The sequence below is a fragment of the Streptomyces sp. NPDC046335 genome (assembly GCF_055587985.1).
This window is the reverse complement of the sequence record NZ_JBVJFF010000010.1, coordinates 1-25,574: the sequence shown is the minus strand read 5'-3', so window position 1 is coordinate 25,574 and position 25,574 is coordinate 1. Positions and strand designations below refer to the sequence as shown.

Sequence of the window (25,574 nt, the reverse complement as noted above, 5' to 3'; positions counted from 1 at the left end):
CCCACCCCTCCGCCATGTTCCGCCGGGCATAAGCCCTTCGTGCCGGGCTGACCGCTCGCATAGGCTGCGGGGATGAGCATTCTGGATGACGCCCGCCCGGGCATGAACCCCGACATCCGGCCGCAGGACGACCTCTTCGGCCACGTCAACGGCCGCTGGCTCGACACGGAGAAGATTCCGGAGGACCGCTCCAGCTGGGGCCCCTTCGTCCAGCTCGCCGACACGGCCGAGCAGCAGGTGAAGGAGATCATCCAGGACCTGGCCGACACCCCGGCGGGAGAGGGCGCCTCCGCGGAGGAGGCCCAGAAGATCGCCGCGCTGTACGCCTCGTTCATGGACGAGGAGACCATCGCCGCCCGCGGCCTCGCGCCCGCGCAGCCGCTCCTGGACGAGGTCGCCGGGCTGCGGGACGTCCGCGAGCTCGCGGCGTTCCTCGGCCGCTTCGAGCGCGTCGGCGGCTCGGGCCTCTTCGGCTCGTACATCGACTCCGACGACCGCGACTCGGACCGCTATCTGTTCAACGTCCTCCAGGGCGGCCTCGGCCTGCCCGACGAGTCGTACTACCGCGAGGAGAAGTTCGCCGAGGTCCGCGAGAAGTACGTCGCCCACCTCACCGAGCTGCTCACCCTCGGCAAGCACGCCGCGCCCGAGGCGGCGGCGAAGACCGTCCTGGAGCTGGAGACGAGGCTCGCCTCCGGGCACTGGGAGCGGGCCGCCACCCGTGACGTCCTGAAGACCTACAACCTCACCACGTACGACGAACTGGCCGCCCTGGCACCCGAGTTCGACTGGCGCGGCTACGCGGCGGGCCTCGGCGGCTCGGACGCGACCATCGCCGAGACGTGCGTGCGCCAGCCGTCCTACCTCTCCCACCTCTCCACGGTCCTCGCCGAGGTGCCGATCGAGCGGTGGCGGGACTGGGCGACGACGCGGGTGCTGCGCGCCTGCGCCCCGTACCTGCCGGACGAGTTCGTGCGTGTGAACTTCGATTTCTACGGCCGCACCCTCAACGGAACGCCCGAGCTGCGCGCCCGCTGGAAGCGCGCGGTTTCCTTCGTCGAGGGCGCCATGGGGGAGGCCGTCGGCAAGGAGTACGTGGCGCGGCACTTCCCGCCGTCCTCCAAGGCGATGATGGACGACCTGGTGGCCAACCTCCTGGAGGCCTACCGGCAGTCCATCGCCCGCCTCGACTGGATGACGGACGAGACGAAGGAGCGGGCGTACGAGAAGCTCGCCACCTTCCGCCCGAAGATCGGTTACCCCGACACCTTCCGCGACTACTCGGCGCTGCGGGTCAGCTCCGACGACCTGCTCGGCAACGCCCAGGCGGCCGCCGCGTTCGAGTCGGACCGAGAGCTCGCGAAGATCGGCTCACCGGTCGACCGCGACGAGTGGTTCATGCTGCCGCAGACCGTCAACGCGTACTACAACCCGGGCACCAACGAGATCTGCTTCCCCGCGGGCATCCTGCAGAAGCCGTTCTTCTCGCCCGACGCCGACCCGGCGGAGAACTACGGCGGCATCGGCTCGGTCATCGGCCACGAGATCGGCCACGGCTTCGACGACCAGGGCGCGCAGTACGACGGGGCGGGCAACCTCAACGACTGGTGGACCGCCGCCGACAAGACCGCGTTCGAGGCGAAGTCGAAGGCGCTGATCGAGCAGTACGACGCCTTCTCGCCCCGCAACCTGCCCGGCGAGAAGGTCAACGGCTCCCTGACGGTCGGCGAGAACATCGGTGACCTCGGCGGCCTGACCATCGGGCACACGGCGTACCTGATCGCGCTCGACGGCGCACCGATGCCGCGGAGCGAGGACGGCATGACCGGTTCCCAGCGGCTCTTCATGAACTGGTCGTACTGCTGGCGCACCAAGCGCCGCAAGGAGCAGGAGCAGCAGTACCTCACGATCGACCCGCACTCCCCGCCGGAGTTCCGCGCCAACATCGTCCGCAACCTCGACGAGTTCCACGAGGCGTTCGGCACGGTGAAGGGCGACGGGCTGTGGCTGGATCCGGCGGAGCGGGTCCGGATCTGGTGAGCCGGCCTTTGGAGGGGCTGTGTCGGCGGCGTCGCGTGTCGTGACGCCGCTCCTCCCGGTCGTCGGGTTCACCCTCGGTCAGAGGGCGAGCTCCGACCGGGGCCCGGCCGTGGGCATGGGGTCGTGGCGGGTGAACCACTCCGTGGCGAGCAGGCGTTGGCGCGTCTCGGGCGTGCAGGCGGCGATCAGGCCGGGCAGGGCGCCGCATGCCGCCGCGGTGACGTCCTCGTCCGGGACACTGTGCACCGCCCTCCGCGTGCCGATGAGGTCCCGCAGCGCCGCCACGGCCGAGTGCGGGTGCGTGGCGAGGTGAAGGGCGCTCGGCTGCCAGGGCGGGCCGTCGCCCGGGTAGAGCCCTTCGAGCCCGGCCGCCCGGACCGCGAGCGTGGTGACGCGGTGGGTGTGCAGGTGGTCGGGGTGACCGGTCAGCCCGCCGTACGCGTCATGAGTGACGACGACTTCCGGGCGTACGTCGCGGATGTGCGCGACCAGCCGCCGCACCGCCTCGTCGAGCGGCGCGTCGCAGAGGCGGGGCTCGCCAGGGGCGGACTCCGGCACCTTGGCGTCGGCGTAGCCGAGCAGCCGTGGCGCACCGGTGCCGAGGATGCACAGCGCCTCGGCCAGCTCGTCGGCGCGGTGGGTGCCGGCGGCCCAGGTCGCCGTGACGACCGCGGTGCGCGCGCCCGCCGCGGTGTGCCGGGCGAGGACGCCGCCGGTCACGAGTGACTCGTCATCGGGGTGGGCGAAGACCGCGAGCAGGCTGGGGGCCGTGGGCGGGGTCGGCATGGGCGTCACCTTCTGCTTTCGTCTTGCGCCTTCTGCTTCTGCTTCTGCTTTCGCTTTCGCCTTCCGTCGGGAGGCAGGGAGGCAGGGGGCAGGCAGCATAGGCGCCCGTGGGGGTTAGCCGGTGGTGTCCGGTCGCAAGGTGGCGCGAGCGAGGGTGGTGACGCCTTCGCGGATGTGTTCCGGTGGGGTGCCGTTCGCGGTGAGGTGTTCGATCAGGTCGCTGCGGACGGCGGCCAGCAGCGCGTGCGCGAGGAAAGCGGCGTCGCGTCCGCCGCGGGCCTCGGTGAGCAGGGCGGTCAGTTCGGCGTGCCACAACTCGTAGGTGTCGTTGTGGTAGGGGCTGCCGCTGCCGGCGCTCTCCAGGGCGAGCATCAGGGGGCGCGTGTCGAGCTTCAGGGTGAGCAGGGCGTCCAGAAGGGCGAGGGCGCGTACGTCGGCGGGGGCGCCAGGGCCCAGCGGCGGGGGACCGGTGACGACGTCGGCCCGGAGCTGTTCGGTGCGCTGCTCCACGAGCGCCTTGACGAGCCCTGCGCGGTCGCCGAAACGGCGGAAGAGCGTGCCCTTGCCGACCCCGGCGGCCGCCGCGATGTCGTCCATGGAGACACGCTCGGGGCCGCCGCGCTCGGTGAAGAGCCGCTCGGCCGCCGCGAGTACGGCCTCGCGGTTGCGCTGGGCGTCGGCTCGTTCCTTGCGCGGGGGTGGGGGCACGGTTCCTCCGGGGGCGGCACTGCTGACACGGCTGACGGTGGGACAGGCATTGCTAAAGCGGACCGGTAGTCCGTATAGTCGAAGTCATGCGGACCGCCGGTCCGCATACTAACTCGATCCGCGGCGTCGCCCATCGGCGCGCCATGCCCCGAGCCTCCGAGCCTCGCACACACCCCCATGGCCGCGTGGGCCACGCTCACGCACCCCCACGTCCTCCTGGGCAACGCCCACATCCCGAAAGGCGCGTCATGCCACACGACCACAGCAGCAGCACAGAAGGCGCCACCACACCGGAAGCCGTCTTCCGGCACGGCATCGACCTCCTTCTCGCCAAGCGGTTCGACGCCTGGGTCGACCTCTGGGCGGAGGACGGCGTCATGGAGTTCCCCTTCGCCCCGCCGGGCGCCCCGCGCCGCCTGGAGGGCAAGGCCGCCGTCAGCGCGTACATGTCCGCGTACCCCGACCACATCGACCTCACCGCCATCCCGCACGTCGAGGTCCACCGGACCGACGCCCCCGACGTCGTTGTCGTCGAGATGCGCTCCGAGGGACGCTCGGTGGCCACCGAGCAGCCCTTCGAGATGTCGTACGTAGCGGTGGTCACCGTCAAGGAGGGGCTGATCACCCACTACCGCGACTACTGGAACCCGTTGACCGCCCTGGAGATCGCGGGCGGCACCGACGCGCCCTTCGCGGGAGCCGGACAGTGAGCGCGGCGGAGCGGGAGCCGCAGCCGGTCCTGGTGACCGGCGGCACCGGGACCACGGGCCGTCGCGTGGCCGCCCGCCTCGTGGCGGCGGGCCGACGAGTCAGAGTGGCGAGCCGCAACCCGCAGCCGGTTCGTCCGCCGTACCCGGGCGCCGGTCACGAGACGGCCCGCTTCGACTGGGCCGATCCGGCGACCCACGCCCCCGCGCTCGAAGGCGTGCGCCGCATCTACCTGGTGCCACCCGTAGGCGCATCGGACCCGGCCGCGTCCATGCTCCCGTTCCTTGACCAGGCACGCCGTGCGGGTGCCGAACGGGCGGTGCTGCTCGGCTCATCGGCCATCGCGGAGACGGACGACGGCCTGGGCGGGGTGTACCGCGCGATCCGTGAACGGTTCCCGCAGTGGGCGGTGCTGCGACCGTCCTGGTTCATGCAGAACTTCACCGGCGATCACGTGCACGCGCAGAGCGTCCGCGAGCACGGCGAGATCGTGACGGCCACCGGGGACGGCCGTGTCGCGTTCATCGACGCCGACGACATCGCGGAGGTCGCGGCGCGGGCCCTCACGGACGAGCGGCCGCACAACGCGGCACACCTCATCACCGGCCCCGAGGCCCTCAGTTACGCCGACATCGCCGCCACGCTCACCCGCGTCACGGGCCGTACGGTCCGCCATCGCGCCGTCTCCCGCGAGGCGATGCGGGACCGGCTGGCCGGGAGCGGTGTGCCGGAGCCGTTCGCCGATCTCCTCGCAGGCATGGACGAGGCGATCGCCGGGGGCGCGGAGGACCGTACCAGCGACGTAGTGGAGCGAACCACCGGCCGCGCGCCGCGCTCCTTCGCGGATCTGGCCGCGGCGCACTGGCGCACGTAGCGCTACGTAGGCGCGTAGGCAAGTAGGCACGTAACGCATGTAACGCACAGAGGTCGTCCCACGTGTCAGCTCGTCGCGCGCACCGCCTCGCGGATCAGGTCGGCGACCTCCTTGGGTCGGGAGAGCGCCACCGCGTGCGACGCACCCTCAATCTCGACGGTGATCGCGCCGGCCCGCTTCGCGCCGAATCGCTGGACGTCCGGGTTGATCGCCTGGTCCGCGGCGGCGACCAGCGCCCAGAACGGCTTCGAGCGCCAGGCGGCGACCGCCGCCTTCTCGGTGAACGCCGCCGCGGTCAGCGGGCGCTGTGCCACGGCGAGGACCTTGGTCTTCTCGGCCGGGACATCGGCGGCGAAGATCTCGGAGAAGGCCTCGGTGGCGATGGTGAACTCGACCGCGGGCTCCGCGCCCTCGACCGGGTACCTGTGCTCCACCAGGTTGCTGCCGAGCGGCGAGAGCGGGTAGCGGTCCTGGAGCTCACCGAGGCTCTCGTCCTCCTCGGTGACGTAGGCCGCGACGTAGACGAGACCCGCCACGTTCTCGGCCGCCCCGGCCACCGATATCACGGCGCCGCCGTAGGAGTGGCCGACGAGGACGACCGGGCCGTCGATCTGGGCCGCCACGGAGGCGACGTACGCCGCGTCGGACGCCAGGCCGCGCAGCTCGTTGGGTGGAGCGACCAGGGGTTGTTCTCCTGGTGAACGTGAATGTGGGATGTCAACGTGGGATGTCAACGTGGGAAGTGCCCGTGGAAGGCGAGGCGAGGCGAGGGCGGGTCGGGAGCGCGGCGGATCGGTGAGGACCTGAACGCTCATGCCGTGGCGTTTATGTTTCCCGGAGTAGTACGGGGTATCGCCGGCGACGCGGTCGATCGGCAGCAAGGTGCCGTCGAGGATCACGAATGCCTTCGCCCGGATCGTCGTAATCGCCTCGCCCAGGGACGGGGCGAGGGCGGTCAGGGCCTCGACGGCTTCACGTATGTAGCGGTATACACTCCCGGTCCCGATGCCGAACCCGGCTGCGAGCTGGGCGTGAGTGTCACCGCACCGCAGGTGCACCAAAGCGAGCAGGGCCTGACGTCCGGCAGGAAGGCGCCGCCGCCGCGTTCCGATCTGCCGCCGGGCTGCCAGTTGCCTGGTCAGGAACCGCAAAGTGCGGCTGGACAGAGCAATCGAGGATGGGCAGACAAGCACGCGAAGCTCTTGGTGGACACGGGTGATCTTGGTCGAGAACCCGTCTACCAGGAGCTTGCGCCGCTAGCTTGAAAAGGGCTCACTGGCCCTGGACCGGACACATCACCACAGCCCTCGACCGGCTCACGCAATTACCCGACCTCGGCTGACCAGCCGATTCCCAGTCCCTTCGACAACACCCCAACACCCCAACACCCGGAGCAGCGGAACTCGGCGCCACCCCGAGACGACACTCGGGCCCTCAGCCTGCACAGCCTCAGCCCACGGCACGAAAACGGTCCACCGGCTCTGCCGGCAGACCGTCACGAAACTTCGAGGTTAACCGTCAGCAATATCAGAACCCCCCCACCATTGAAGAGCTCTAGCTCCTGAACCAGTAGTGGTCTCTCCAAGTCCCACACATGTACTGGATGGCCGGAGCGGCATCGGCCATGCTGCCATTTTCGATCGCCAGACATTTGCCACTGTTCCTGTTCTTTATCTGGTACGCCCCCGTTGCCGGGTCGTATTCGAACCTCCAGTACTGATCCGGGTAGAGGGTCGATCCACATGGGTATTGAGTGACTCGGGCGAGGTTGTCCTTCGAAGCTTTGTCCACCGACAGGCACAGCCCGCTATTCAGGTTGGTGATCTTGTACCAGGACAGGCCATCCAGCTTTGCTACGTAGGTGAAGGACCATTCCTGATCAGGATAAATACCGCACCTGAACTGGTTGACGTATGCGAACTCTTTCGAGGCGGCGGGGACGGACAAGCACTTGTTCGAGTTCAGGTTGTGGAAAGTGATGTCATTGGAGTCATTGGAGTCCGCGTGGCCATTGCTGGCCGTACCGATAAGAAGCGTCAGGGACGCCAGTACTGTCCCGGCTAATTTCAACGCAGATTTCATGCGGTTTTCCTTCCGTGGGGATCAGTATGGCCCTCACGGAGTGAGGGTCTGGAATGTTGAATATTCAGGGTTGCCCGCGTCGGTGTCCTTTATCGCCGTATGACTGGTGACCCAAAGCCACCACTGAGGGAATTCGCTATATGGGTCCCTTTTGGAGATTCCGGAGGCGTAGCCGAAACACAGGGCTGGGCGCTTTCTTGCATTGAAGCAGGTTTCCATTGACGTAGGGACCCCACTACCGCAGCAGTGGACACTAACTCACAGCAACTCAAAGGGTTGACCGATGACATCGGTGCGGTGCTGAGTAATGGCGCCAGGGGGTAACATCGAGCGATATGACAGTGGCGGCGAGAATGGCGTAGCCGTTGATTTCCCCTTCGTTATGGAACGTGCTGAAGGTCAACGCGATTGTTGCATTGGCAAGTTCAGTTGCCCCGGTATCTTTCGAGCCAATCTGCAGAACATCAAATTGGCCACAAGTCCTGGCCAGCCTCGTCCCGCCCCTAACTTGATCTTCTACCTGTGCGGCTGAGCCCGAATTTCTGCCACTGAGCTGTTTCTAACCTGACGGAGGTTGGGCGGACGACCCTGGCAGCGGACATGAAGAAAGCTTGTCCACCCGTCCGGCATCGACCTGCCCAGCCGCACCCTGCAGCACCTTTCCGGTCTCCTCGCAGGTCACCGCCACCGAATCAGCTCCCGGTGGCGCCGCCTGACCTGTGGCCGGCAGGCCGCCCTGCTCGTCTTGGCCCATCTGCGCTGCGGCGACACCTACGCCCGCCTTGCAGCAGGTTTCCGCGTTGGGATCGCGACGGTCTACCGGTACATACGCGAGCCGTCGACCTCCTGGCCGCTCGGGCGCTCACGCTGGAACAGGCCATGACGACCGTGCGGAGCAAGGCGTACGTGATCCTCGACGGCACCGTGCTGCCGATCGACCGCACCGCTGCCGACCAGCCGTACTACTCAGGGAAGAGGAAGCACCACGGGATGAACGTGCAGGTCCTCGCGGATCCAGCCAGCCGTCTGATCTGGGCCTCGGACGCGCTACCCGGGGCCGTGCACGATCTGACTGCGGCCCGGACACGGCATTCCCGCCGCTCTCGCCGCCGACGGCATCAAGTGCTGGGCTGACAAGGCTTATCAGGGCACCGGCCATGCTGTTCGCGTCCCGTTCGGGGGCAAGGGTCTGCGCGGATGGCGTCGGCGTCACAACCGCGATCATGCCAAGATCCGCAGCCTCGGCGAACGCGCCATGGCCACCCTCAAATGCGACTGGCCGCTGGCGCAGGAAACGCCACAGCGGCTTTCGCCCTCGTCACGGTCCTTACCAGCGATGCTGACCGGCCTTACCTTCGGTCAGTGCTCTAACGGGCGGGAGATCACGACGCAGGCGTGGTACTCGGAGTGCTGAATAACGCCGTTGCGTGAACCAGGTGGCGACCCTGATCTCGAGTAGTTGGCCTTCGGCTCCGGTGACCCCGGCGCCACCATGTCGTCCCCGCGCCTTCTGGGAGGCCTACACCGGCAAGAAGGAGTCGACCCCGTACCAGCGAGATGTTCCGGCCCCTGCATCTGAGGCCTCGCGGCTGTTCCGTTCCGGACCCAGCTGGCCTCAAAGAAGTGCACATTTCGCGCCATTGACCAGCAGAGTTAAACAGGCTTTTTCTTCTCGGAAGCGTAGGCGAGGAGCCTTCTGCCCGAGTGAATCGATGCTTCCTGGGATCTTCGAGTTTGAGGAGCGCCGGTGTCCACTGGGCGGCGCCCCTGACCTGCAGAAAACTGGCGGGGAGCCGTCTTCTAGGAGTCCAAAGTGCTGCGAGGGCTCCACGCAGCCGCGAGGCCTTCTCGGACACGTCGTCCTGGAGGCCGCTCAGTCAGTGCTGGAGGTCCACGGCGAGGACGGCTATCCGGCGAAGTGGGTTCAGCACTCCTTTCCCATGACTGCACTGCAAGACCTCCGTCGGTTGCACCTCCAGCACGACAGGTGTGAACTGCAGCATGCCGTGACCATTTCATAGGACGTCGGACGCTTCCCAGGCCAGATGTGTCCGACGACAGTGCCCAGCCGCGTGGTGACCTCTATCGACGGCAGCGCAATACGCCAAGCTGTCGGTGGGTGATCAGGCAGCAGGCGAGTTTGAGGAAGGCTTCGTGGATGTCGGCTCGCCGTTCCCACCGGATGTGCAGGCGCCGGAAGCCGTGCAGCCACGCGAAACTCCTCTCCACGACCCACCGGTAGATACCCAGGCCGGTGCCGTGCAGGGATCTGCGGCGAGCGATCGCGGGCACGATGCCGCGGGCACGATGCCGCGGGCGCGGGCGCGGGCGCGGACCGGGTCGCGGTAGATGTCGTGGTCGTAGCCGCGGTCGGCGAACAGCAAGTCGGGTTTGCGGCGGGGCCGGCCCATGCGGCCGCGGACCGGTGGGATCGCATTGAGCAGAGGCAAGAGCTGAGTGACGTCGTTGCGGTTGCCCCCGGTCAGCAGGACCGCGAGTGGGGTGCCGTGCCCGTCGGTGACCAGTGATGTTTAGAGCCGGCCCGGCCGCGGTCGACCGACGACGGGCCCGTGTGTTGCCCCCTTGTAACGCCCTGACATGGGAGGAGTCGACTACGCACCGGGACCAGTCCAGCCGTGAGGCCGCGTTCAGCTCCGCCAGCAGGACCTCGTGCAGCCGCTGCCAGACACCGGCCTCGCTCCAGTCCCGCAGGCGCCGCCAGCACGTCATACCGGAGCCGAAAACCGAGGCTTAGCGGCAGGTACTCCCACTGGATCCCTGATGTGCAGCACGTACAAGATCCCGCATAGCGCTTCCCGGTCCGGCAACGGCCTGCGGCCGGGATAATGGAACCTGCGCTCACGCTGCGGCAGCAGCGGTTCAAAGCGGTCCCACAGTTCATCCGACACGATCCACGGCGACGTCCCCACACAGGGCCGAGCGCTCAACTACCGGCCCGGACACGACGGCCAGGGGCCGATCCACCTCATTGTGTTAGCCGCTGTAACTCTACTGACATGACATCAGGCGGCCATGTCCCCTGTAGCGGTGTAACCGTGTCGGGTTGATCTTCAGTTGCTTAGATCTTCTCCATTGCCGTCGGGGAGGTAGTGGCGGGGTCAAGCGATCCATTCGTCGTGCATCTCGATGAGGACGGCGGTGGTGAGCATTCAAGATCGCCCACAAGGCGGACCCCGACGCCAAACTCTTCCTCAACGAATCCCTGGTAGAGGCGTACCCGGTAAAGCGCCAGGAACTTTTCGACCTCGTCTCCGACCTGGTCGAAAAGGGCGTCCCGATCGACGGCGTCGGCCTGGAAATGCATGTGACCCTCGCCGCACCGCAACCCGGCGTCATCGCCGGGATGGTGAAGTCGTACAAGGCCCTCGGGCTCGAGGTCGCCATCACGGAGATGGACGTCCACCTCAACCCTGGTGCCACACACGATGAACAGCAAGCACGCATCTACGGCCAGGTCATCTCGGAGGCGCGGGCCGCCGGCATCCGCGACATCAGCTTCTGGGGCTTCACGGACAAGTACGCGTACACGTGGATCGAAGGCGCGAAGCCGCTGATGTATGACGAGAACTACCATCCCAAACCGGCCTATTTCGCCACCTGGGCGGCACTGGCCGCGAACGCGAAGCGCTGACGCGTCGTCGCACGACCCGCCTGCCCGGTCCCACTGACCGGGAGGCGGGGTGGGCGGCGGGCGAGCGGGCCGCCAAGGTGAGGGCGCGCGCCCGCGGCGCGGGTGCCATCACGACTCCGGCGAAAGGCACTTGATGAGCAACGGCAGCATGACAACCCCGGCCTCCTGGGACACCGTCGTCGACCCGGCGGTCCACGGCCCCTGGGCCGTCATCGCCGGTGGTTCGGAAGGTGTCGGATCGGAGCTCGCCAACCGGCTCGGCCGCGCCGGGATCAACCTGGTGCTGATCGCCCGCAAGCCCGGCCCACTGAAGGAGACAGCGCGGAAGGTGACCGAAGCGTACGGCGTCGAGGCGCGCACTCTCGCCGTCGACCTGCTGGACGCGGCCGCCGGCCGCCGCATCAGGGAGGCCACCGACGGCCTCGACGTTGGTCTGTACATCCACAACGCGGGCGCCAACAGCTACGGCGCCGAGTTCGTCGAGGGGGATCTGGCTTCCTTCCGACAGGTCGTCGACATCAACGTCGCCAGCCAGCTGGAACTCGTCCACCACTTCGGCGCCCGGCTGAAGAAGCGCGGCCGTGGCGCCCTGGTGACGGTCGGCTCCCTCTCCGGCTACGTCGGCCACGAGCAGATCGGCGTGTACGCCGCCGCCAAGGCATTCTCCCGCATCTTCACCGAGGGCCTCTGGTCCGAGCTCGCCCCGCACAACGTGCAGGTCCTGCATGCCGTCCTCGGGTTGACCCGCACCCCCGCCATGGCGCGCATCGGCCTGAAGATGGACGCACCCGGACTGAACGCCGCCGCTCCCGGCGACATCGCCGAAGAGATCCTCGCCCAGCTCGGCGACGGCCCCGTCCAGGTTCTGGGGGGCAACGACGAGCGCGCCCGGCTCAACAGCGGGCCCGACCGCGCCGCCCTTGTCGCGGAAGTGGCCGCCGGAATGCGCGCGATGAAGCCCGAATGACCCATCGCCCTGAGTGACAGTGGGATGCCCTGTCCGGAAAGCGAGTTGACTCGTGCTCTCCAAGCGAGCCTTCGTCTCGTTCGTCGATGTGACGGACCCCGGCCGACTGCCCGAGTACCACGACTGGCAGCTGTACGACCACATGCCGGAGAACCGGGCCCTGCGCGGCGTGGCCTGCGGGGACCGCTGGACGAGGATCCCGGGCGCGGCGTCGGTGGAACGGTTCGACGACCGGTTCGCCGGGGTCGACTCTATGACGATGTACTGGTTCCTGCCGCCCTACGAGGAGTCCGTCGCCGAGTGGAACAAGCTCGGTGTCGACTCCGTGCAGTGGGGCAGGGGCCCGGGCATCCCAGGCGTCGCCCGCCCCTTCATGGGCCACTTCGACACGGTCAAGGGCTACGCGGCGCCGCGCGCCCTGGTGGCCCCGCACGTCCTGCCGTACCGCCCTAACCACGGCCTTCACGTCACCCTGACCAAGGTCGGTGATCCACTGGGCCCCGAGGCGCATCTGCGGTACCGGCGGGAGGACCGCGAGATCCTGCCCGGGCTGCTCGCGGTGCCCGGTGTCGCCGGTGGGTGGACGTTCACCCTGCGGGAGTCGCCGGTCTCGCTGTGGAACCTGTCGGGTGATGACACCTGCGCCCCCCACGATCTGCGACTGCGCGTTCTGTATCTCGACGACGACCCTATGGCCGTGGCCGCACGCATCGCCGAGGCGGAGGCTGAAGTGGACACCGGATCCGACCGCAAGGAGGGGGTGTTGTTCGCGGCACCGCTTGCCTCCTGCGCCCCTGCCGTGGCATGTCCGCCACCCACACCCGGCGTGCGGAGCGCTGGTGGGCGCCCCTGAGCCGCCGTCCCCGCCCCGGCTCGGCTCGACCGTGATCCTCGGCCACCGAGGCCGCGCTCGCCGTCCGCCTGCCCGACGGTACGGGCCGCCGGGCTCTTCCACTCACCGGATAAGTCGGTCGCCGATGGCCCCAACCGCCCTACGGTGACCGGCACGTGACATCGAGCACAGAGGAGACCTGATGGCTGTAGTGCGTTACAGGTATGTCGAATCGGCCCGGCCCGAGGTGGACGCGTGAGCGGCGCACGGGACGACGGGACGGCGGCCGTCGCGGCCTCTGAGGTGGACGCGTGGTCGAGCGAAACCGATGTGCTGGTGGCCGGCTTCGGCGCCGCCGGGGCGAGCGCGGCGATCGAGGCCGCCTGGGCCGGCTCGCAGGTGGATGTCGTCGAGGCGGCCGGTGGCTGGGGCGGCGCGACGGCCATGTCCGGCGGCGAGATCTATCTCGGCGGCGGTACGGCCCTGCAGAAGGCCTGCGGTGTCGAGGACACCACCGAGGCCATGCTCACCTTCCTGACCGCGGCCACCGGCCCCGGCGTCGACGAGACCAAACTCGCGCTCTACTGCGAACAGAGCGCCGAGCACTACGACTGGCTCGTGAGCTGCGGAGTCTCCTTCGAGGCCAAGGTGTGGAACGAGCCCGCCTGGGAGGCCCCGACGGGTTACGGACTGATGTACACGGGTGGGGAGAACGCCCACCCGTTCGACACGATCGCTCGGCCCGCGCCACGCGGCCACATCGTGCACATGGAAGGCAAGAAGCCGGGCGAACGCTCGGCCGGCTGGGCCCTCCTGGACCACCTGGTCCGGACCGCCGAGGGCGCCGGTGCCCGGGTGCGCTACAACACGCGCGTCCGACGGCTGGTGCTCGAAGAGGGCCAAGTCGTCGGCGCGGAAGTGTCGACCTTCGGCGAGCATTCGTACGTCCGTGCCCGCACCGGAGTGGTGCTCTGCGCGGGCGGATTCGCCGCGAACGAGACGATGCTGGCGGGCAGTGCGCCGAGCCTGCTCGGTCAGCACCTCGTCGGCACCGATGGCGATGACGGCCGGGCGATCCGCATGGGCCAGGCGGTCGGGGCCGCCGTGCGGCACATGGACGCCGGACAGGTCGCCTTCCCCTCCGACCCGGCCCTCATCCATCGCTCCCTCCTCCTCAACCGATACGGCCACCGCTTCATCAACGAGGACACCTACGCGGGTCGGATCGGCCAGGCCTCCCTCTTCACCCAGGGCGGCCAGGCGTTCCTCTTCTACGACGAGCAGGCCGCCGAAGAGGCCCGGGCCACCATGGGCTACCCCGTCCAGCCGGCCTGGGTCTCCGACGACCTCGCCGAACTGGCCGAGGACATGGGCATCGCCCCCGGCGTCCTGGAAGCCACCGTCGAGCAGTACAACGCCGGTGTCGCCAAGGGCGAGGACCCGCAGCATCACAAGGCGGCCCGCTGGCTGCGCCTGCTCACCGCCCCCTACGGCGTCCTCGACCTGCGCCGCGCCCCATCCGGCGTCTTCACCCTCGGTGGCCTGCGCACCTCCACCGACGGCGAGGTCCTCACCCCCGACGGCAACCCCGTTCCCGGCCTGTACGCCGCTGGCCGCACCACCAACGGCATCCCGGCCCGCGGCTACTGCAGCGGAACCTCGCTCGGCGATGCCACCTTCTTCGGCCGCCGGGCGGGACGGGCGGCGGCGCGCGGGAGGTAGTGACGCACGCCCCACAAACACCCGGCACACCCCCGTACTGCCTTTGCGCGGAGAGGTGATCAGCCATGCCCGCAGCCCCGATGTGCCGCCCACCCCGCCCGCGTTCCTCCTCGCCTGGAACGCCTTCCTCGACGACCTGCGCGAGTTCGCTCCCACGCTTCTGGGCAAGCTCCCGGAGCACCTGCGCGAGGAACCACAGACGCCGCACGAAGCGGGCAAGCTTCTCCTCGGCGCGGTCGCCGCACGCATCGTCGAAGTGCTCGCCGCGGACGACGGCGACCACCCCATGTTCGCGCACTCTCTCAACGTCTTCCAGCCCAACGCCGACACCGTCTACAAGACCGCTCACATCACCTCCGGCGGCAGCTACCGCCTGTGCGGACGCACCGGCTCCCTGCGGTTCGCGAAGATCGGCACGATGGCCCCGCCCGCCCCCGACGGCGCCGTCCAGGCCTCCGAGTACCACGACACCAACACCCTCACGACCGGTGAGGACGGCACCTTCGACGTTCTGCTCAGCCCCACCAAGCCCGCCGGCCACACCGGCGACTGGTGGGAACGCGACCCGGTGAACACCATCGAGCGCGTGGACGCCCCGCCCACCCGGCCCCGTCCGGGCGCGGACGCCCTCGCCAAGCGGTTGACCTCACACGCGACCGGCCTCGACCGCACCGCGTCCCTCCTCATCGGCCATGTCGAGCAGCTGCGCGGCGAGGGGAACGTCAACAGGTCCAAGGTGTGGGACGTCGTGACCGAGTACGGCGGTCTGTTCGGCCAGTTCTACTACGGGGGGGCGTCCATGAACTCACTTGCGGCTACGCCTCGCTGAGCCTCACCAACGACCTCTTCGAGACCACCGAGTGGTACAACAACCACAGCAGCTTCAACGACGCCCAGTGGCGTCGACGGGTACGGCGATGTCCGGGACCGCCCCCCGGCACATCGGACACGAGTTGTCCGGGGCCGTCACCGAGATGGCACCCGATGTCACCTCGGTCGGATCGTCGAGGAGGCGCTCGAACCATCCCGGAGCGGGCAGATCGTCAAGGCGGTGATCGACATTCCATGACCGGAGCCGCCCCGCATCCGTCGACTTGGCCTCCCGGCGTAGTCGTGGCGCACTGCCGTTGCCGACACCTTGAGGCGGCAAGGCGTTCAGCGAGGACGTCGCGTTCCCACTGGGCAGGAGCGCAACGCCCGCCGTCCGGCCCGTCGGGCGAAGATCGGAGCCCTGTCCCGCCCGGCCACGGCGCACCGGCAGTGCGCGTCCGGGCTCGTCGAGAGGAGTGCAACACCATGCCAGAAGGCCCCCCGGGGAAAACGCCTACGGTCCCGCGCATCGGCCTGGTCACGCCCGTGGTGGTGCGGGCGCCGGGCGCCCACTCGCCGTGGGAGGCGGACGCCGGTGTGGCTGAACTGGTCACCGTGGCGCAGACCGCCGAAGACCTCGGCTTCGACCACCTCACCTGCAGCGAGCACGTCGCCGTGCCCAGCGAAGCCGTGCCACGTCGCGGCGGGGTGTACTGGGACCCCCTGGCAACCCTCGGACTCCTCGCCGGACGCACCCGGCACATCCGCCTCGCCACCTACGTCCTCGTGCTCGGCTACCACCACCCCCTGGAGATCGCCAAGAGGTACGGCACTCTCGACCTCATCAGCGACGGCAGGCTGGTGCTCGGTCTCGGGGTCGGCACGCTGGAGGAGGAATTCGCCCTGCTCGGCGCGGAATTCGCGGGGCGGGGAGCCCGCGCCGACGACGCCCTCGCCGCACTGCGGGCCTCGCTCTCCCGACCGGAACCCGAATACCACGGCACCCACTACGATTTCGCCGGCATGATGGTCCTCCCGCACGCCGTGCAGCCCCGGGTCCCGCTGTGGATCGGTGGCTCGACCGCCCGCTCGCTGCGGCGCGCGGTGACCCTTGGGGACGGATGGGCACCCTTCGGGCTCACACCCGAGCGCATCGCCGAACTGCTCGGCGACGCCGAGGCGCCGCCTGGCTTCGACGTCGTCATCGCGCCCGCCGGCCCGCTCGACCCCGGCCGTGACCCGGACGGGACGGCACGCCTGCTGGGGCAGGCACGCGACGCCGGGGCGACCCGGGTCAGCCCCCGCGTCCGGGCGGACTCGGTCGATCATTACTGCGCCCAGCTCAAGGGCCTCGCCGAGCTCGCCGCAGGTGCTGGATTCGATCTTGGCGACGAGAGCGGCCGACGGGAGGCGGGGGCATGAGCGGTACGGGAACGGAATCGGGGAGTGCGGACCTGACGTCACAATTGGCTTCCAGACTGGGCCAGTTGGAGGACGAGCGGAACATTGCTCGGCTCATCGCCGCCTACGGCCCCCTCGTCGACAGTGGGAACGGTGCGCAGGTGGCCGCCCAGTGGGAGCCCGACGGCGTGTACGACGTCGATCCGAAGCCCATGACGGGAGTCGACGCGATCGAGGCCGTGGTCGCCGGCCCGACCCACCAGGCGATCATCACCGGCGGCAGCGCCCACTTCCTCGGCCCGCACCACATCACCGTGGACGGGGACCGGGCGACCGCCATCGGCTACTCGCTCCTGGTCATGGCGGCAGAGGAGCAGCCGAAACCGGACGCGGGCGAGGCGAGGTGGTCGGGGGAGTTCCGGGTGGCCCGGGCCACCGCGCACCAGTGGCTCCTGCGGCGCGGGCCCGATGGCTGGCGGGTGGTGCGCCGGGTGGCCCGGCTCCTCGACGGCCGCCCCGATGCCCGGGCCCTCCTCGCCCGGGTCACGGCGCAGGTTCCGGGGCGATGAGCGGCAGTCCCGGAATCGCAGCGCGCCCTCATACGCCGACGAAGTCCTGCCACCGTCAGCGCGCGCCAGTCCAGGTGCCCCATCTCGCCGTCGAAGCGCAGGTCGGCCCGTTCGCCGGTCACCGGATCGGCCGTCGGCTAGGCCGAGGCCGACGGTCCAGTCCTCGTCCGTGCGCACAGTGATGCGGCTGCCGTCGGCGAGCTCGAACTCGATCTGCGCGGCGAGGCCGAGCCGGGCGCCGTACCGGACGGACCTCGTTCCAACCCAGCCCTGCCCGGAACCGGCCGTCCACGACCGCCGTGCCGATCACGTTGACGCCCTCGCTGCAGTACTCGGTGACGTCGTAGCGATTGACGAAGAAGCGGTACCAGCCCAGCGCGCGGAAGTACAGGGTGCGGCGGTCCTCGAGGCTGGCGTCGGGGGCGGAGATCCTGGCACCCGTGAACTCGGCGGGGTCGAGGAATCCGGTCTCGAAGGAGACAGGGTCACTCCAGGCCGACCAGGCAAGTCCAGCGTCTTCACCCGCCCTCCGGGTGCGGACCCGCCAGACGTAGGCCGTGCGTGAGCTACAGGTCGGCCTTGCCCGCGTAGACGACACCGCAAGAGGCCGCCCTGCCGCCAGGAGAAGCAGAGCGAGGCATTGCCGATACCCAGAGGGGAGAGCCGGCCGCCGACGGCCAGGGAGTGGGGCGGAGGCTGGGGCGCCGTACTCATGCCTGAGTCTCCTGGAGCTGGTGACCGAACAGGCCGTACATGCGCCGATCTTTCCCGGGACGTTTCCTTCGCGAGGTGTACGGGGCCTTCCGTCAGGTCGCGCGTCGTCGCCTCGCCCTTCGAGTGATCGCGCTGAATTAGCCCTCCCGTTTGGTACGCGTCAATGGCAGGAGGCGGCTGCTTGCCTGTCTGCCGGGCCCAGCGCCGCAGTGCCGGCCCAGAGGCGTCCCGGTGACCGGGAGTACTCCGTACGGGCGGCACCGCCGCTTCCTAGCCTGTCGCTCGCGGCATGGCCGCACCGTGCACCACCTACCACGCGCGTCATGTCGCCCCGGCCTTCCGGCAGTTCGGTGCCGGAAATATAGCCGGGAAGCGGGTCATGACCGTCGCGCCCGTGTTGTCCGATCCGGTGCAGGAGGAGTAAGTGCCGCTACTCGTTGTGAGAAAGGTCGGGCGCGCAGCACTCGTGATTTTCCTCGTGACCGTGGCCGTCGTGGCGATGTTCGGCCTTGTGCCGGGGTCGGTCGCGGAGTTCATACTCGGGGAGAGCGCGACGCCGAAGGCCGTGGCGGAGCTGAACGCCAGCCTCGGCCTGGACGGTCCGCTGTGGAGCCGTTACGTGGACTGGGCGGGCGGGGCGGTCCGCGGTGACCTCGGGGAGTCGCCGCTGACCGGTCAGCCGGTCACCGAGGCGATCTGGGAACGCCTGCCGGTGACGCTCGAGATCGCCTGCCTCGCCCTGGTGATCGCTCTCGTGGTCTCGGTTCCGCTCGCCGTCCTCTCCGCGCTGAAGGCCGGTACCAGGGCGGACCGTTCAGTCAACGGCCTCACCTCGGTACTGCTCTCCGTGCCGACGTTCGTCGCCGCCCCGGTTCTCGTCTACCTCCTGTCCCTGCAGGCGGGCATCCTGCCGGTCACCGGCTGGGTGGACTTCACCGAGTCGCCGTACGAGAACCTGCGGCACGCACTCCTTCCGGCCGTCGCGATCGCCTGTATGGAGATCGCCGCGTTCACTCGGATCCTGCGGACCGACCTCATCTCGACCCTCCGTGAGGACTACGTCGCAGCGGCCCGTGCCAAGGGGCTGCCGACGGGCTACGTCGTACTGCGTCACGCGCTGCGGCCGTCGTCGTTCTCGCTGGTCACGGTTGCCGGGGTGAACTTCGGGCGGCTCATCGGCGGCACCGTCATCGTGGAGTCGCTCTTCGCGCTGCCGGGCCTCGGACAGCTGATCACCACGTCGATCATGTCTCGCGACGTGGTGGTGGTCCAGGGCGTGGTCGTCTGCCTGGCCATGGCGTATGTCGCCATCAACACACTGGTCGATGTGGGCTACGGCTTTCTCGACCCGCGCGTGCGAGGGAGTCAAGTATGAGCGTGCACAAGACGGCCGGCCCGGTGCCGCACGCCGTGCCGCAGAAGGCCGCCGCCGTCCCCGCCGTGCCGCGCGCGCCACGGCGGCGCCATGTCCTGGCCCGCCTCTGTCTCTGCTGGCTGGTGCTCGTCCTCGGACTCGCGGCCGTCGCCGACGCCCTCCCGATCAGCCAGTACGCCCTGGTGGTCGCTCCGCCCCGACAGCCGCCGTCCGGCGGGGAGTTGGACCTGCTGCTCGGAACCGACGAGATCGGGCGCTCGCTGCTCTCCCGCAGCATCCACGGGGCGCAGGCCTCGCTCCTGGCCGGAGGGATTGCCAGCGTGCTCGGATTCGTGATCGGGACCGTACTGGGCCTGGTCGCGGGCTACTTCCGCGGCAAGACCGACGCGGTGATCTCTGTGGTGACCGACGCCATGCTCGCCTTCCCGCCGCTCGTCCTGCTCCTCGTCCTCGCCACGGTGCTCACACCGAGCGTGCCGACAGTGCTCATCAGCCTGACTCTCCTGGTGATCCCGTCGTTCGTCCGCCTCGCGCGGGCCAACGCGCTGGCCTGGAGCACGCGGGAATTCGTCCTCGCGGCACGCAACATGGGCGCGAGCGACCTGCGCATCCTGGTGCGCGAGGTGCTCCCGAACACGGTGGCGCCGATCGCCACCTATTTGCCGCTCGTCATCGCGGCTCTCATCGTTGCCGAGGGATCCCTGAGCTACCTCGGCCTCGGTATCCCGGCGCCGACCCCGAGTTGGGGCGGGATGATCGCGGGCGGGCAGGACGCGCTTGCCACAGCACCGCACCTGGCGTTCGTCCCCGCGGCCGTCCTCTTCCTCACAGTGTTCGCGCTCAACCAGGTCGGTGACCACCTGCGTGCCCGCTTCGACCGGTCCCTGCGGGACTGAACCGCACCGCGATTCCCTCAACGACGAGAGGACACCCACGATGAAACGACGACTGTGGCGCACGGCAGCAGGCGCGGGAACCGCCGCCCTCCTGGTGCTGACCTCCGCCTGCGCTTCCGGCGAAGCCCCCGGCAACGAGCGGTCGGAGGGGGCTGCCGGCGACCCCGTCAAGGGGGGATCGGCCACGCTGCTCACCGTCGCGGAGCCACGCACCTTGGACCCGGCGACCATGCTGAACCTCGCGGCGGGCCACGCCCCGCTGGGCAACGCCCTGTACGGCACGTTGGTGACCGCCGACCCCGTGACGGGTGAGATCCAGCCCTCAATGGCCACGATGACCACTCCTGACGAGGGCAGGAGCTGGCGGGTGAAGCTGCGCGCAGGCCTGAAATTCAGCGACGGCACCCCGCTCGACGCGGCCGCCGTGAAGTTCAACTGGGACCGGATCGCGGACCCCAAGGTCGGCTCCGCGTACCTCGCCACAGCGGCGAACATCAAGACGTCGAGAGTCGTCGACAAACGGACCCTGGACTTCACACTGGTCGCCCCCAACGCGTCCTTCCCGTCCGGGATCATCATCGGCTCCATGAACTGGATCGCCTCGCCGGCCGCGCTCAAGAAGGGGCGCGCCCAGTACGACAAGGCCCCGGTGGGCGCGGGCCCGTACACCCTGACCTCCTGGCGGCGCGGGTCGCAGGTCTTGCTGAAGCGCAACTCCGGCTACTGGGACGGCGGCAAGCCGTACCTGGACAAGCTCACCCTGAAGCTGGTCACCGACGCCGAGCAGAGGCTCAACACCATGCGCTCCGGGGGCGCGGACCTGTCCTGGGCCCTTTCGCCCAAGGACGCCGACCAGGCCAAGAGCGCCGGTCTGGTCGTCACCCGGCAGGAAATGAGCGGTGGCGGCATGCTGATGCTGAACATGGCGCGCGGACCGTTCAAGGACCCGCGGGCCAGGGAGGCGCTGTCCAAGGCCATCGACGTGAAGCAGCTGAACGAGGCCGCGCTCGACGGCGTCGGCACCGAGGTGAAGGGGCTGTTCTCCGACAAGTCCCCCTTCCACACCGACCACAACCTGCACACACATGACGCGGACCGGGCGCAGAAACTGTTCGACGAACTGGCCGCCGACGGCAAGCCGCTCCGCCTCACCATCACCGTGGAACCCGCCAGGTCCCGCGAGGTTGAAGCCATGCAGGCCCAGCTCAGCTCGTACAAGAACGTCAAGGTCAAGGTCCGCACGGTGGACGCGGCCACCAACCTGCAGACCATGCTCAGCAAGAAGTACGACGCCCTGTACTCCGGAACGCAGTTCGTCGACCCCGAGACCGCGGTGTGGTCGTTCTTCCACGGCAAGTCGCCGTTCAACTCGACCGGACTCGACGACCCCGAACTGAACAAGGCCCTGGACGCCGGCCGGACCAGCGCCGACGTCGCCGAGCGCAGCAAGGCCTACGACGTCGTCCAGACCCGGCTCGAGAAGCTCAACCCGGTCGTCTTCACCGTACGACTCGACAATTTCGTCCTGAGCGGCAAGGACGTGGGCGGCGTCGGCATGTACGGATACGGCTCGCTGCGGGCGCAGGACCTGTGGGTGAAGAAGTGAGCGGGCCGCCGGAACCCGCGCCCGGTCAACCGCTGCTGGCTGTCGAGGACTTGAAGGCCCACATCGGCACGGACCGCGGAACGGTACGCGCGGTCGACGGCGTGAGCTTCACCGTCGACGCCGGCACCGCGCTGGGCGTGGTGGGGGAGTCGGGGTCCGGCAAGTCGGTCATGGCCCGGGCGATGCTCGGTCTGCTGCCCGCGCGGGCGGGGGTCAGCGGCTCGGCGTGGTTCGAGGGCCGGAACCTGCTGACCCTCGACCGGCACGCACGCGCCGAAGTCCTCGGCAGACAGGCAGCGATGGTTTTCCAGGACCCCGGCCGCTCGCTCAACCCGGTCGTCCGGATCGAGCGGCAGATCACCGAGGGCATGCGCCGGCACCTGGGACTGTCGCGCGCACACGCCGCGGAGCGGGCACTCGGCCTGCTCCAGGAAGTGGGCGTGTCCGACCCGGAGCGACGGCTGCGCAACTATCCGTACGAACTCTCCGGCGGCATGCGGCAACGCGTCGTGATCGCCATCGCCCTGTCCTGCGAACCGCGGCTCCTGATCGCCGACGAGCCCACCACCGCCCTCGACGTGACCATTCAGCGTCAGATCCTTGATCTGCTCCGGCGCATCCAGCAGGAGCGGCAGATGGGCTTGGTCCTGATCAGCCACGACCTGGCCGTGGTGGCGGGCCGCACCGACCGGGTCGCGGTCATGTACGCGGGACGGCTCGCCGAGGTCGGCGGCACCGGCGAGGTCTTCGCCGCGCCCCGGCACCGGTACACCGAGGCGCTCCTCGCGGCGACGCCGACTCTCGAGTCCGACCGGCACACACGGCTGAGGATCATCGACGGCGCCCTGCCCGACCCGGTGACACCCCCTACTGGCTGCCGCTTCGCACCGCGCTGCCGGCACGCCGACGACGGCTGCCGGAGCGACGAACTGCCCCTGTACGGCGCCGGAAAGGACCACATGACCAGTTGTCTGAACCCCGTCGGACCGCCGGGCAGCGGCGCACAGAGGGGAACAGCCCGTGCCTAGCGCCGCGACCGGAGAAGGCATGAAGGCCGAACCAATGCTCCACGTCTCCGACCTCGTCGTCGAGTTCCCCGTAAAGGGCGGAACCCTGCGTGCCGTCTCCGGGGTCAGCTTCGAGGTGGCGGACGGGCAGACCCTGGGGATCGTCGGCGAGTCCGGCTGCGGCAAGTCGACGACCGGCCGCGCGCTGCTCGGCCTGAGCCCGATGCGCAGCGGCTCGGTCTCCTTTGAGGGGGAGTCGCTCGCGTCGGCGACGCCACGACGGCTGCGCGAACTGCGCCGCTCCATCCAGATGATCTTCCAGGACCCGGTGGCGTCACTGAACCCACGCCGTAAGGTCGTCGACATCGTCGTCGAAGGCCTCGCCGTCGCGAAGGCGCCACCGGCTCAACGGGCCGCCGCGGCCGAGGAAATGCTCGCCCGCGTCGGCCTGCCCGCCGACCGGTACGGCGACGTCCTGCCACGTGCGCTGTCCGGCGGCCAGGCCCAGCGCGTGGCGATCGCCCGCGCCCTCGCGCTGCGGCCGAAACTCCTCGTCTGCGACGAACCCGTGTCCGCCCTGGACGTGTCAGTGCAGGCCCAGATCCTCAACCTGCTTCGGGACCTCAAGGAGTTGTACGCGCTCACGATGGTGTTCATCGCGCACGACCTCAGTGTGGTCCGGGTTGTCTGCGACCAGGTCCTGGTGATGTACCTGGGAACGGTCTGCGAGTACGGCGACACGGACGCCGTCTACCGCGAGCCCGCACACCCGTACACGCGGGGGCTGCTCGACTCGGTCCCGGCAGCCGGCGCCGCACCCGGCTTCGCCGGACCCGCGCTGGCCGGAGACATCCCCTCGCCCATGGACCCGCCGAGCGGTTGCAGGTTCCGCACGCGCTGCCCGCAGGCCCGCGATCGGTGCGCGACCGAGGAACCCGCCCTGCGCGAGGTGGCGCCGGGCCGACGGACGGCCTGCCATTTCCCGCTCATCGGCGCCGAAGCGGAGTGAACCGGCGTGCTGCGCGCACCGGTTCGCGACCCGTACGCGTAGCCGGAACTACTGGTGTGCGCCGCCGTCGACGCGGACCTCGCTGCCGGAGATGAACGAACCGTCCTCGGACACCAGCATCGCCACTACACCGGCGACCTTCTCCGGGCCGGGGATGCCGCCAGGCAGGGCGGGGGAGAGCTTGGTGAACAGCGTCCAGTCGACGTCATCGGGGATCAGCGCATTGATGTTGTCCGTCATGTTGCTGCTGATCCCGCCGGGCACGACGTTGACCGCGCGCAACCCCTGCTTGCTGTACTCCTGGGCGATGGCGTGGGTGAAAGAGTGGACGCCGCCCTTGGAGGCCGAGTAGGCCGCCATGTACGGGTGGCCGAAGAAGGCGGACGTCGAACTGAAGTTGACGACAACGCCCGAGCCGGACTCCAGGAGGGCGGGCAGGGCGGCACGGGTCATGAGGAAGGTGCCCGTGAGGTTGACGCCGATGACCCGGTTCCAGATCTCCAGCGAGGACTCGTGTGTGTGCTCTCCGCGCATCATCCCGGCCGCGTTGACCAGCGCGTCCAGACCGCCCAGCGTCTCCACCGCCGAAGACACAGCCGCGTTTGCCGAGTTCTCGTCCGCGATGTCCACCTCGACGAGAGCGAGCCTGCCGGCGGTGCCGTCCTTCTCGGCCAGCGACCAGGTCTCGGCGAGCCCGTCGGCGGAGATGTCGCCGGCGACCACCTGCGCGCCCTCGGCGAGCAGCCGCAGCGTGGTGGCGCGCGCGATGCCGGAGGCGGCGCCGCTGATCAGGATGCGGTGGCCGGATAGACGATCCACGGCGGACTCCTTCGTGTCGGTACCGGTGTCATGGGCGGGCGGCCCGTACCGCGTGCGAGATGCGCGGCGGCCGGGGACGGCGGGTGCCGGGGCCGCTGACGTTGTCGCATGGACGAGGTGCGACACGGTTCCGGAGGTCGCGGAACACACGCCGCCTCTCCGGGGCCGGTGGACCTCGCCGAGGGTAGGGTCCCGGCCCGGACCGCGGGCGCCTGGTTCCCACTGAGTGGGAGACTGACGCCGGACGAGAACGCTTCGACGCTCCTTCTCCGCGTCGGCCGCACCGAGGAGGCCCCGGTCGACGCACGAGGGTGGGCAGGCGGGCGCCGATGTGTCGCGCCGGCCCCGCGCATATACGCGAGGATCTCGGGGGTCGGACCGTCCGCCGAGTTCTCCAGCATGCGGGTACCGGCGCCGGGGGCCAGCGCGTTGACCTGGATCCCGGCGGCCGCGCAATCGCGGATCCCCGGTGACCGGGGACGCGAGCGCTCTCTGGGTCGAGCTGGGAGGATGCGCACGCCCCTACTCGACACCTTGCCAGCATGAGCACGCCTGTCTGAGATGTCCCATGATCAACGTCAATCCGAAGACGCTGCCCCGCCTCGACGAGATCGAAGCCGACCTTCTGGCCCGCCGGGCCCGGGCCGAAGCAGAGGGGTGGCTCGGTGAGATCGAAGGGATCGATCTCACCCTGTCCTTCCTACGCCAGAAACGAGACCAGACCCGTCGGCTCGCCAGGGTCGCGCCGGTCGACCTCGGCATACCCGGCATCGCACCGCGATCAGCGGCCAGGCGAGAATGAGGGGATGTATTGCCTGCAGGTGGTCATCGCCGCCGAATCCGTGCTTCGCGAGTTGGCCGGCTCCACCACAGAGGCGTGCATCATTCCTCTCGGCCAACACCTCTGGCTCCTGCCGATGACCGACGCGCTGTTCGATGCCGTCACCGCCGCCGGAGCACCCGAACTCAATGGGTTCTGGAAGGCTCCAGCGGGCTA

21 protein-coding genes and 4 pseudogenes are annotated in these 25,574 nt (G+C 69.3%); 18 read left to right on the top strand and 7 right to left on the bottom strand.

Translation table 11 applies throughout. The features are described from left to right. The first annotated feature begins 72 nt into the window (after window positions 1-72). Entirely contained in the window at window positions 73-2,040 is a 1,968-nt protein-coding gene (locus tag ACZ6JY_RS24615) for a M13 family metallopeptidase (RefSeq protein ID WP_469198848.1), read from the top strand. Between the two features lie 78 nt (window positions 2,041-2,118). Here ACZ6JY_RS24615 and ACZ6JY_RS24610 read toward each other — a convergent pair whose 3' ends face one another. Both ACZ6JY_RS24610 and ACZ6JY_RS24605 read right to left on the bottom strand, forming a co-directional pair. Then, the gene (locus ACZ6JY_RS24610; RefSeq protein WP_469198846.1) at window positions 2,119-2,826 is read right to left on the bottom strand and encodes a PIG-L family deacetylase; all 708 of its coding nucleotides are present in this window, start codon (window positions 2,824-2,826) and stop codon (window positions 2,119-2,121) included. Window positions 2,827-2,940: 114 nt separating this feature from the next. Further along, window positions 2,941-3,534, bottom strand: a complete 594-nt coding sequence (locus tag ACZ6JY_RS24605) for a TetR/AcrR family transcriptional regulator (protein ID WP_469198843.1) — start codon at window positions 3,532-3,534, stop codon at window positions 2,941-2,943. 248 nt (window positions 3,535-3,782) lie between these two features. On the opposite strand from ACZ6JY_RS24605, the gene ACZ6JY_RS24600 reads away from it, so the two are divergent. Both ACZ6JY_RS24600 and ACZ6JY_RS24595 read left to right on the top strand, forming a co-directional pair. Then, window positions 3,783-4,244, top strand: coding sequence for a nuclear transport factor 2 family protein (locus tag ACZ6JY_RS24600; protein ID WP_469198841.1), 462 nt, complete (start codon window positions 3,783-3,785; stop codon window positions 4,242-4,244). Beyond that, window positions 4,241-5,116: an NmrA family NAD(P)-binding protein gene (locus tag ACZ6JY_RS24595; RefSeq protein WP_469198839.1), complete on the top strand. Its 876-nt coding sequence runs from the start codon at window positions 4,241-4,243 to the stop codon at window positions 5,114-5,116. Before ACZ6JY_RS24600 ends, ACZ6JY_RS24595 begins: the two co-directional genes overlap by 4 nt. Window positions 5,117-5,181: 65 nt before the next feature. On the opposite strand, the pseudogene ACZ6JY_RS24590 reads toward ACZ6JY_RS24595, so the two are convergent. The 3 genes and pseudogenes from ACZ6JY_RS24590 to ACZ6JY_RS24580 form a co-directional block, all read right to left on the bottom strand. Next, window positions 5,182-5,802 (bottom strand): annotated as a pseudogene (locus ACZ6JY_RS24590) (alpha/beta fold hydrolase); the annotation flags it as partial. Window positions 5,803-5,856: 54 nt separating this feature from the next. After that, a pseudogene (locus ACZ6JY_RS24585) lies at window positions 5,857-6,309 on the bottom strand (helix-turn-helix domain-containing protein); the annotation flags it as partial. A 361-nt stretch (window positions 6,310-6,670) separates the two neighbouring features. Next, window positions 6,671-7,198, bottom strand: coding sequence for an RICIN domain-containing protein (locus ACZ6JY_RS24580; protein WP_469198837.1), 528 nt, complete (start codon window positions 7,196-7,198; stop codon window positions 6,671-6,673). Window positions 7,199-7,826: 628 nt separating this feature from the next. On the opposite strand from ACZ6JY_RS24580, the pseudogene ACZ6JY_RS24575 reads away from it, so the two are divergent. Then, window positions 7,827-8,612: pseudogene (locus ACZ6JY_RS24575) on the top strand (transposase family protein). A gap of 668 nt (window positions 8,613-9,280) precedes the next feature. Here ACZ6JY_RS24575 and ACZ6JY_RS24570 read toward each other — a convergent pair. Next, window positions 9,281-10,128 (bottom strand): annotated as a pseudogene (locus ACZ6JY_RS24570) (IS5 family transposase). A gap of 245 nt (window positions 10,129-10,373) precedes the next feature. Between ACZ6JY_RS24570 and ACZ6JY_RS24565 the strand changes: the two are divergent. From ACZ6JY_RS24565 to ACZ6JY_RS24510, 12 genes are all read left to right on the top strand, one after another. Then, complete coding sequence (locus tag ACZ6JY_RS24565) at window positions 10,374-10,850, top strand: endo-1,4-beta-xylanase (RefSeq protein ID WP_469199413.1); 477 nt, start codon at window positions 10,374-10,376, stop codon at window positions 10,848-10,850. Window positions 10,851-10,998: 148 nt separating this feature from the next. Next, window positions 10,999-11,817, top strand: coding sequence for an SDR family NAD(P)-dependent oxidoreductase (locus ACZ6JY_RS24560; RefSeq protein WP_469198835.1), 819 nt, complete (start codon window positions 10,999-11,001; stop codon window positions 11,815-11,817). Between the two features lie 52 nt (window positions 11,818-11,869). Next, window positions 11,870-12,670: a hypothetical protein gene (locus ACZ6JY_RS24555; protein ID WP_469198833.1), complete on the top strand. Its 801-nt coding sequence runs from the start codon at window positions 11,870-11,872 to the stop codon at window positions 12,668-12,670. Between the two features lie 234 nt (window positions 12,671-12,904). Then, window positions 12,905-14,371: an FAD-dependent oxidoreductase gene (locus ACZ6JY_RS24550; protein ID WP_469198831.1), complete on the top strand. Its 1,467-nt coding sequence runs from the start codon at window positions 12,905-12,907 to the stop codon at window positions 14,369-14,371. 55 nt (window positions 14,372-14,426) lie between these two features. Further along, window positions 14,427-15,200: a hypothetical protein gene (locus ACZ6JY_RS24545; protein WP_469198829.1), complete on the top strand. Its 774-nt coding sequence runs from the start codon at window positions 14,427-14,429 to the stop codon at window positions 15,198-15,200. A gap of 467 nt (window positions 15,201-15,667) precedes the next feature. Next, the gene (locus ACZ6JY_RS24540) at window positions 15,668-16,603 is read left to right on the top strand and encodes a TIGR03619 family F420-dependent LLM class oxidoreductase (RefSeq protein WP_469198827.1); all 936 of its coding nucleotides are present in this window, start codon (window positions 15,668-15,670) and stop codon (window positions 16,601-16,603) included. Between the two features lie 44 nt (window positions 16,604-16,647). Then, window positions 16,648-17,151, top strand: coding sequence for a nuclear transport factor 2 family protein (locus ACZ6JY_RS24535; protein WP_469198825.1), 504 nt, complete (start codon window positions 16,648-16,650; stop codon window positions 17,149-17,151). Between the two features lie 1,138 nt (window positions 17,152-18,289). Further along, entirely contained in the window at window positions 18,290-19,240 is a 951-nt protein-coding gene (locus tag ACZ6JY_RS24530) for an ABC transporter permease (protein WP_469198823.1), read from the top strand. Continuing rightward, entirely contained in the window at window positions 19,237-20,136 is a 900-nt protein-coding gene (locus ACZ6JY_RS24525; RefSeq protein ID WP_469198821.1) for an ABC transporter permease, read from the top strand. Before ACZ6JY_RS24530 ends, ACZ6JY_RS24525 begins: the two co-directional genes overlap by 4 nt. Before the next feature lie 40 nt (window positions 20,137-20,176). After that, window positions 20,177-21,742, top strand: coding sequence for an ABC transporter substrate-binding protein (locus ACZ6JY_RS24520; protein WP_469198819.1), 1,566 nt, complete (start codon window positions 20,177-20,179; stop codon window positions 21,740-21,742). Continuing rightward, entirely contained in the window at window positions 21,739-22,770 is a 1,032-nt protein-coding gene (locus ACZ6JY_RS24515) for an ABC transporter ATP-binding protein (protein WP_469198817.1), read from the top strand. The genes ACZ6JY_RS24520 and ACZ6JY_RS24515 overlap by 4 nt, the downstream gene beginning before the upstream one ends. Window positions 22,771-22,789: 19 nt before the next feature. Next, window positions 22,790-23,758, top strand: coding sequence for an ABC transporter ATP-binding protein (locus tag ACZ6JY_RS24510; RefSeq protein WP_469198815.1), 969 nt, complete (start codon window positions 22,790-22,792; stop codon window positions 23,756-23,758). A 48-nt stretch (window positions 23,759-23,806) separates the two neighbouring features. Here ACZ6JY_RS24510 and ACZ6JY_RS24505 read toward each other — a convergent pair whose 3' ends face one another. Continuing rightward, entirely contained in the window at window positions 23,807-24,577 is a 771-nt protein-coding gene (locus ACZ6JY_RS24505) for an SDR family NAD(P)-dependent oxidoreductase (protein ID WP_469198813.1), read from the bottom strand. Between the two features lie 568 nt (window positions 24,578-25,145). Here ACZ6JY_RS24505 and ACZ6JY_RS24500 point away from each other — a divergent pair. Next, the gene (locus tag ACZ6JY_RS24500; RefSeq protein ID WP_469198811.1) at window positions 25,146-25,379 is read left to right on the top strand and encodes a recombinase; all 234 of its coding nucleotides are present in this window, start codon (window positions 25,146-25,148) and stop codon (window positions 25,377-25,379) included. 4 nt (window positions 25,380-25,383) lie between these two features. Beyond that, window positions 25,384-25,574, top strand: a 191-nt coding sequence (locus tag ACZ6JY_RS24495; protein ID WP_469198809.1) for a hypothetical protein, incomplete at its 3' end; no start/stop codon positions are given.

Excerpts from the sequence above, each read along its gene's own strand:
- ACZ6JY_RS24615 (WP_469198848.1), top strand. The coding sequence starts at position 73 with ATGAGCATTCTGGATGACGCCCGCCCGGGCATGAACCCCGACATCCGG.
- ACZ6JY_RS24610 (WP_469198846.1), bottom strand. The coding sequence starts at position 2,826 with ATGCCGACCCCGCCCACGGCCCCCAGCCTGCTCGCGGTCTTCGCCCAC.
- ACZ6JY_RS24600 (WP_469198841.1), top strand. The coding sequence starts at position 3,783 with ATGCCACACGACCACAGCAGCAGCACAGAAGGCGCCACCACACCGGAA.
- ACZ6JY_RS24580 (WP_469198837.1), bottom strand. The coding sequence starts at position 7,198 with ATGAAATCTGCGTTGAAATTAGCCGGGACAGTACTGGCGTCCCTGACG.
- ACZ6JY_RS24560 (WP_469198835.1), top strand. The coding sequence starts at position 10,999 with ATGACAACCCCGGCCTCCTGGGACACCGTCGTCGACCCGGCGGTCCAC.
- ACZ6JY_RS24540 (WP_469198827.1), top strand. The coding sequence starts at position 15,668 with ATGCCAGAAGGCCCCCCGGGGAAAACGCCTACGGTCCCGCGCATCGGC.
- ACZ6JY_RS24525 (WP_469198821.1), top strand. The coding sequence starts at position 19,237 with ATGAGCGTGCACAAGACGGCCGGCCCGGTGCCGCACGCCGTGCCGCAG.
- ACZ6JY_RS24520 (WP_469198819.1), top strand. The coding sequence starts at position 20,177 with ATGAAACGACGACTGTGGCGCACGGCAGCAGGCGCGGGAACCGCCGCC.
- ACZ6JY_RS24510 (WP_469198815.1), top strand. The coding sequence starts at position 22,790 with ATGAAGGCCGAACCAATGCTCCACGTCTCCGACCTCGTCGTCGAGTTC.
- ACZ6JY_RS24500 (WP_469198811.1), top strand. The coding sequence starts at position 25,146 with ATGATCAACGTCAATCCGAAGACGCTGCCCCGCCTCGACGAGATCGAA.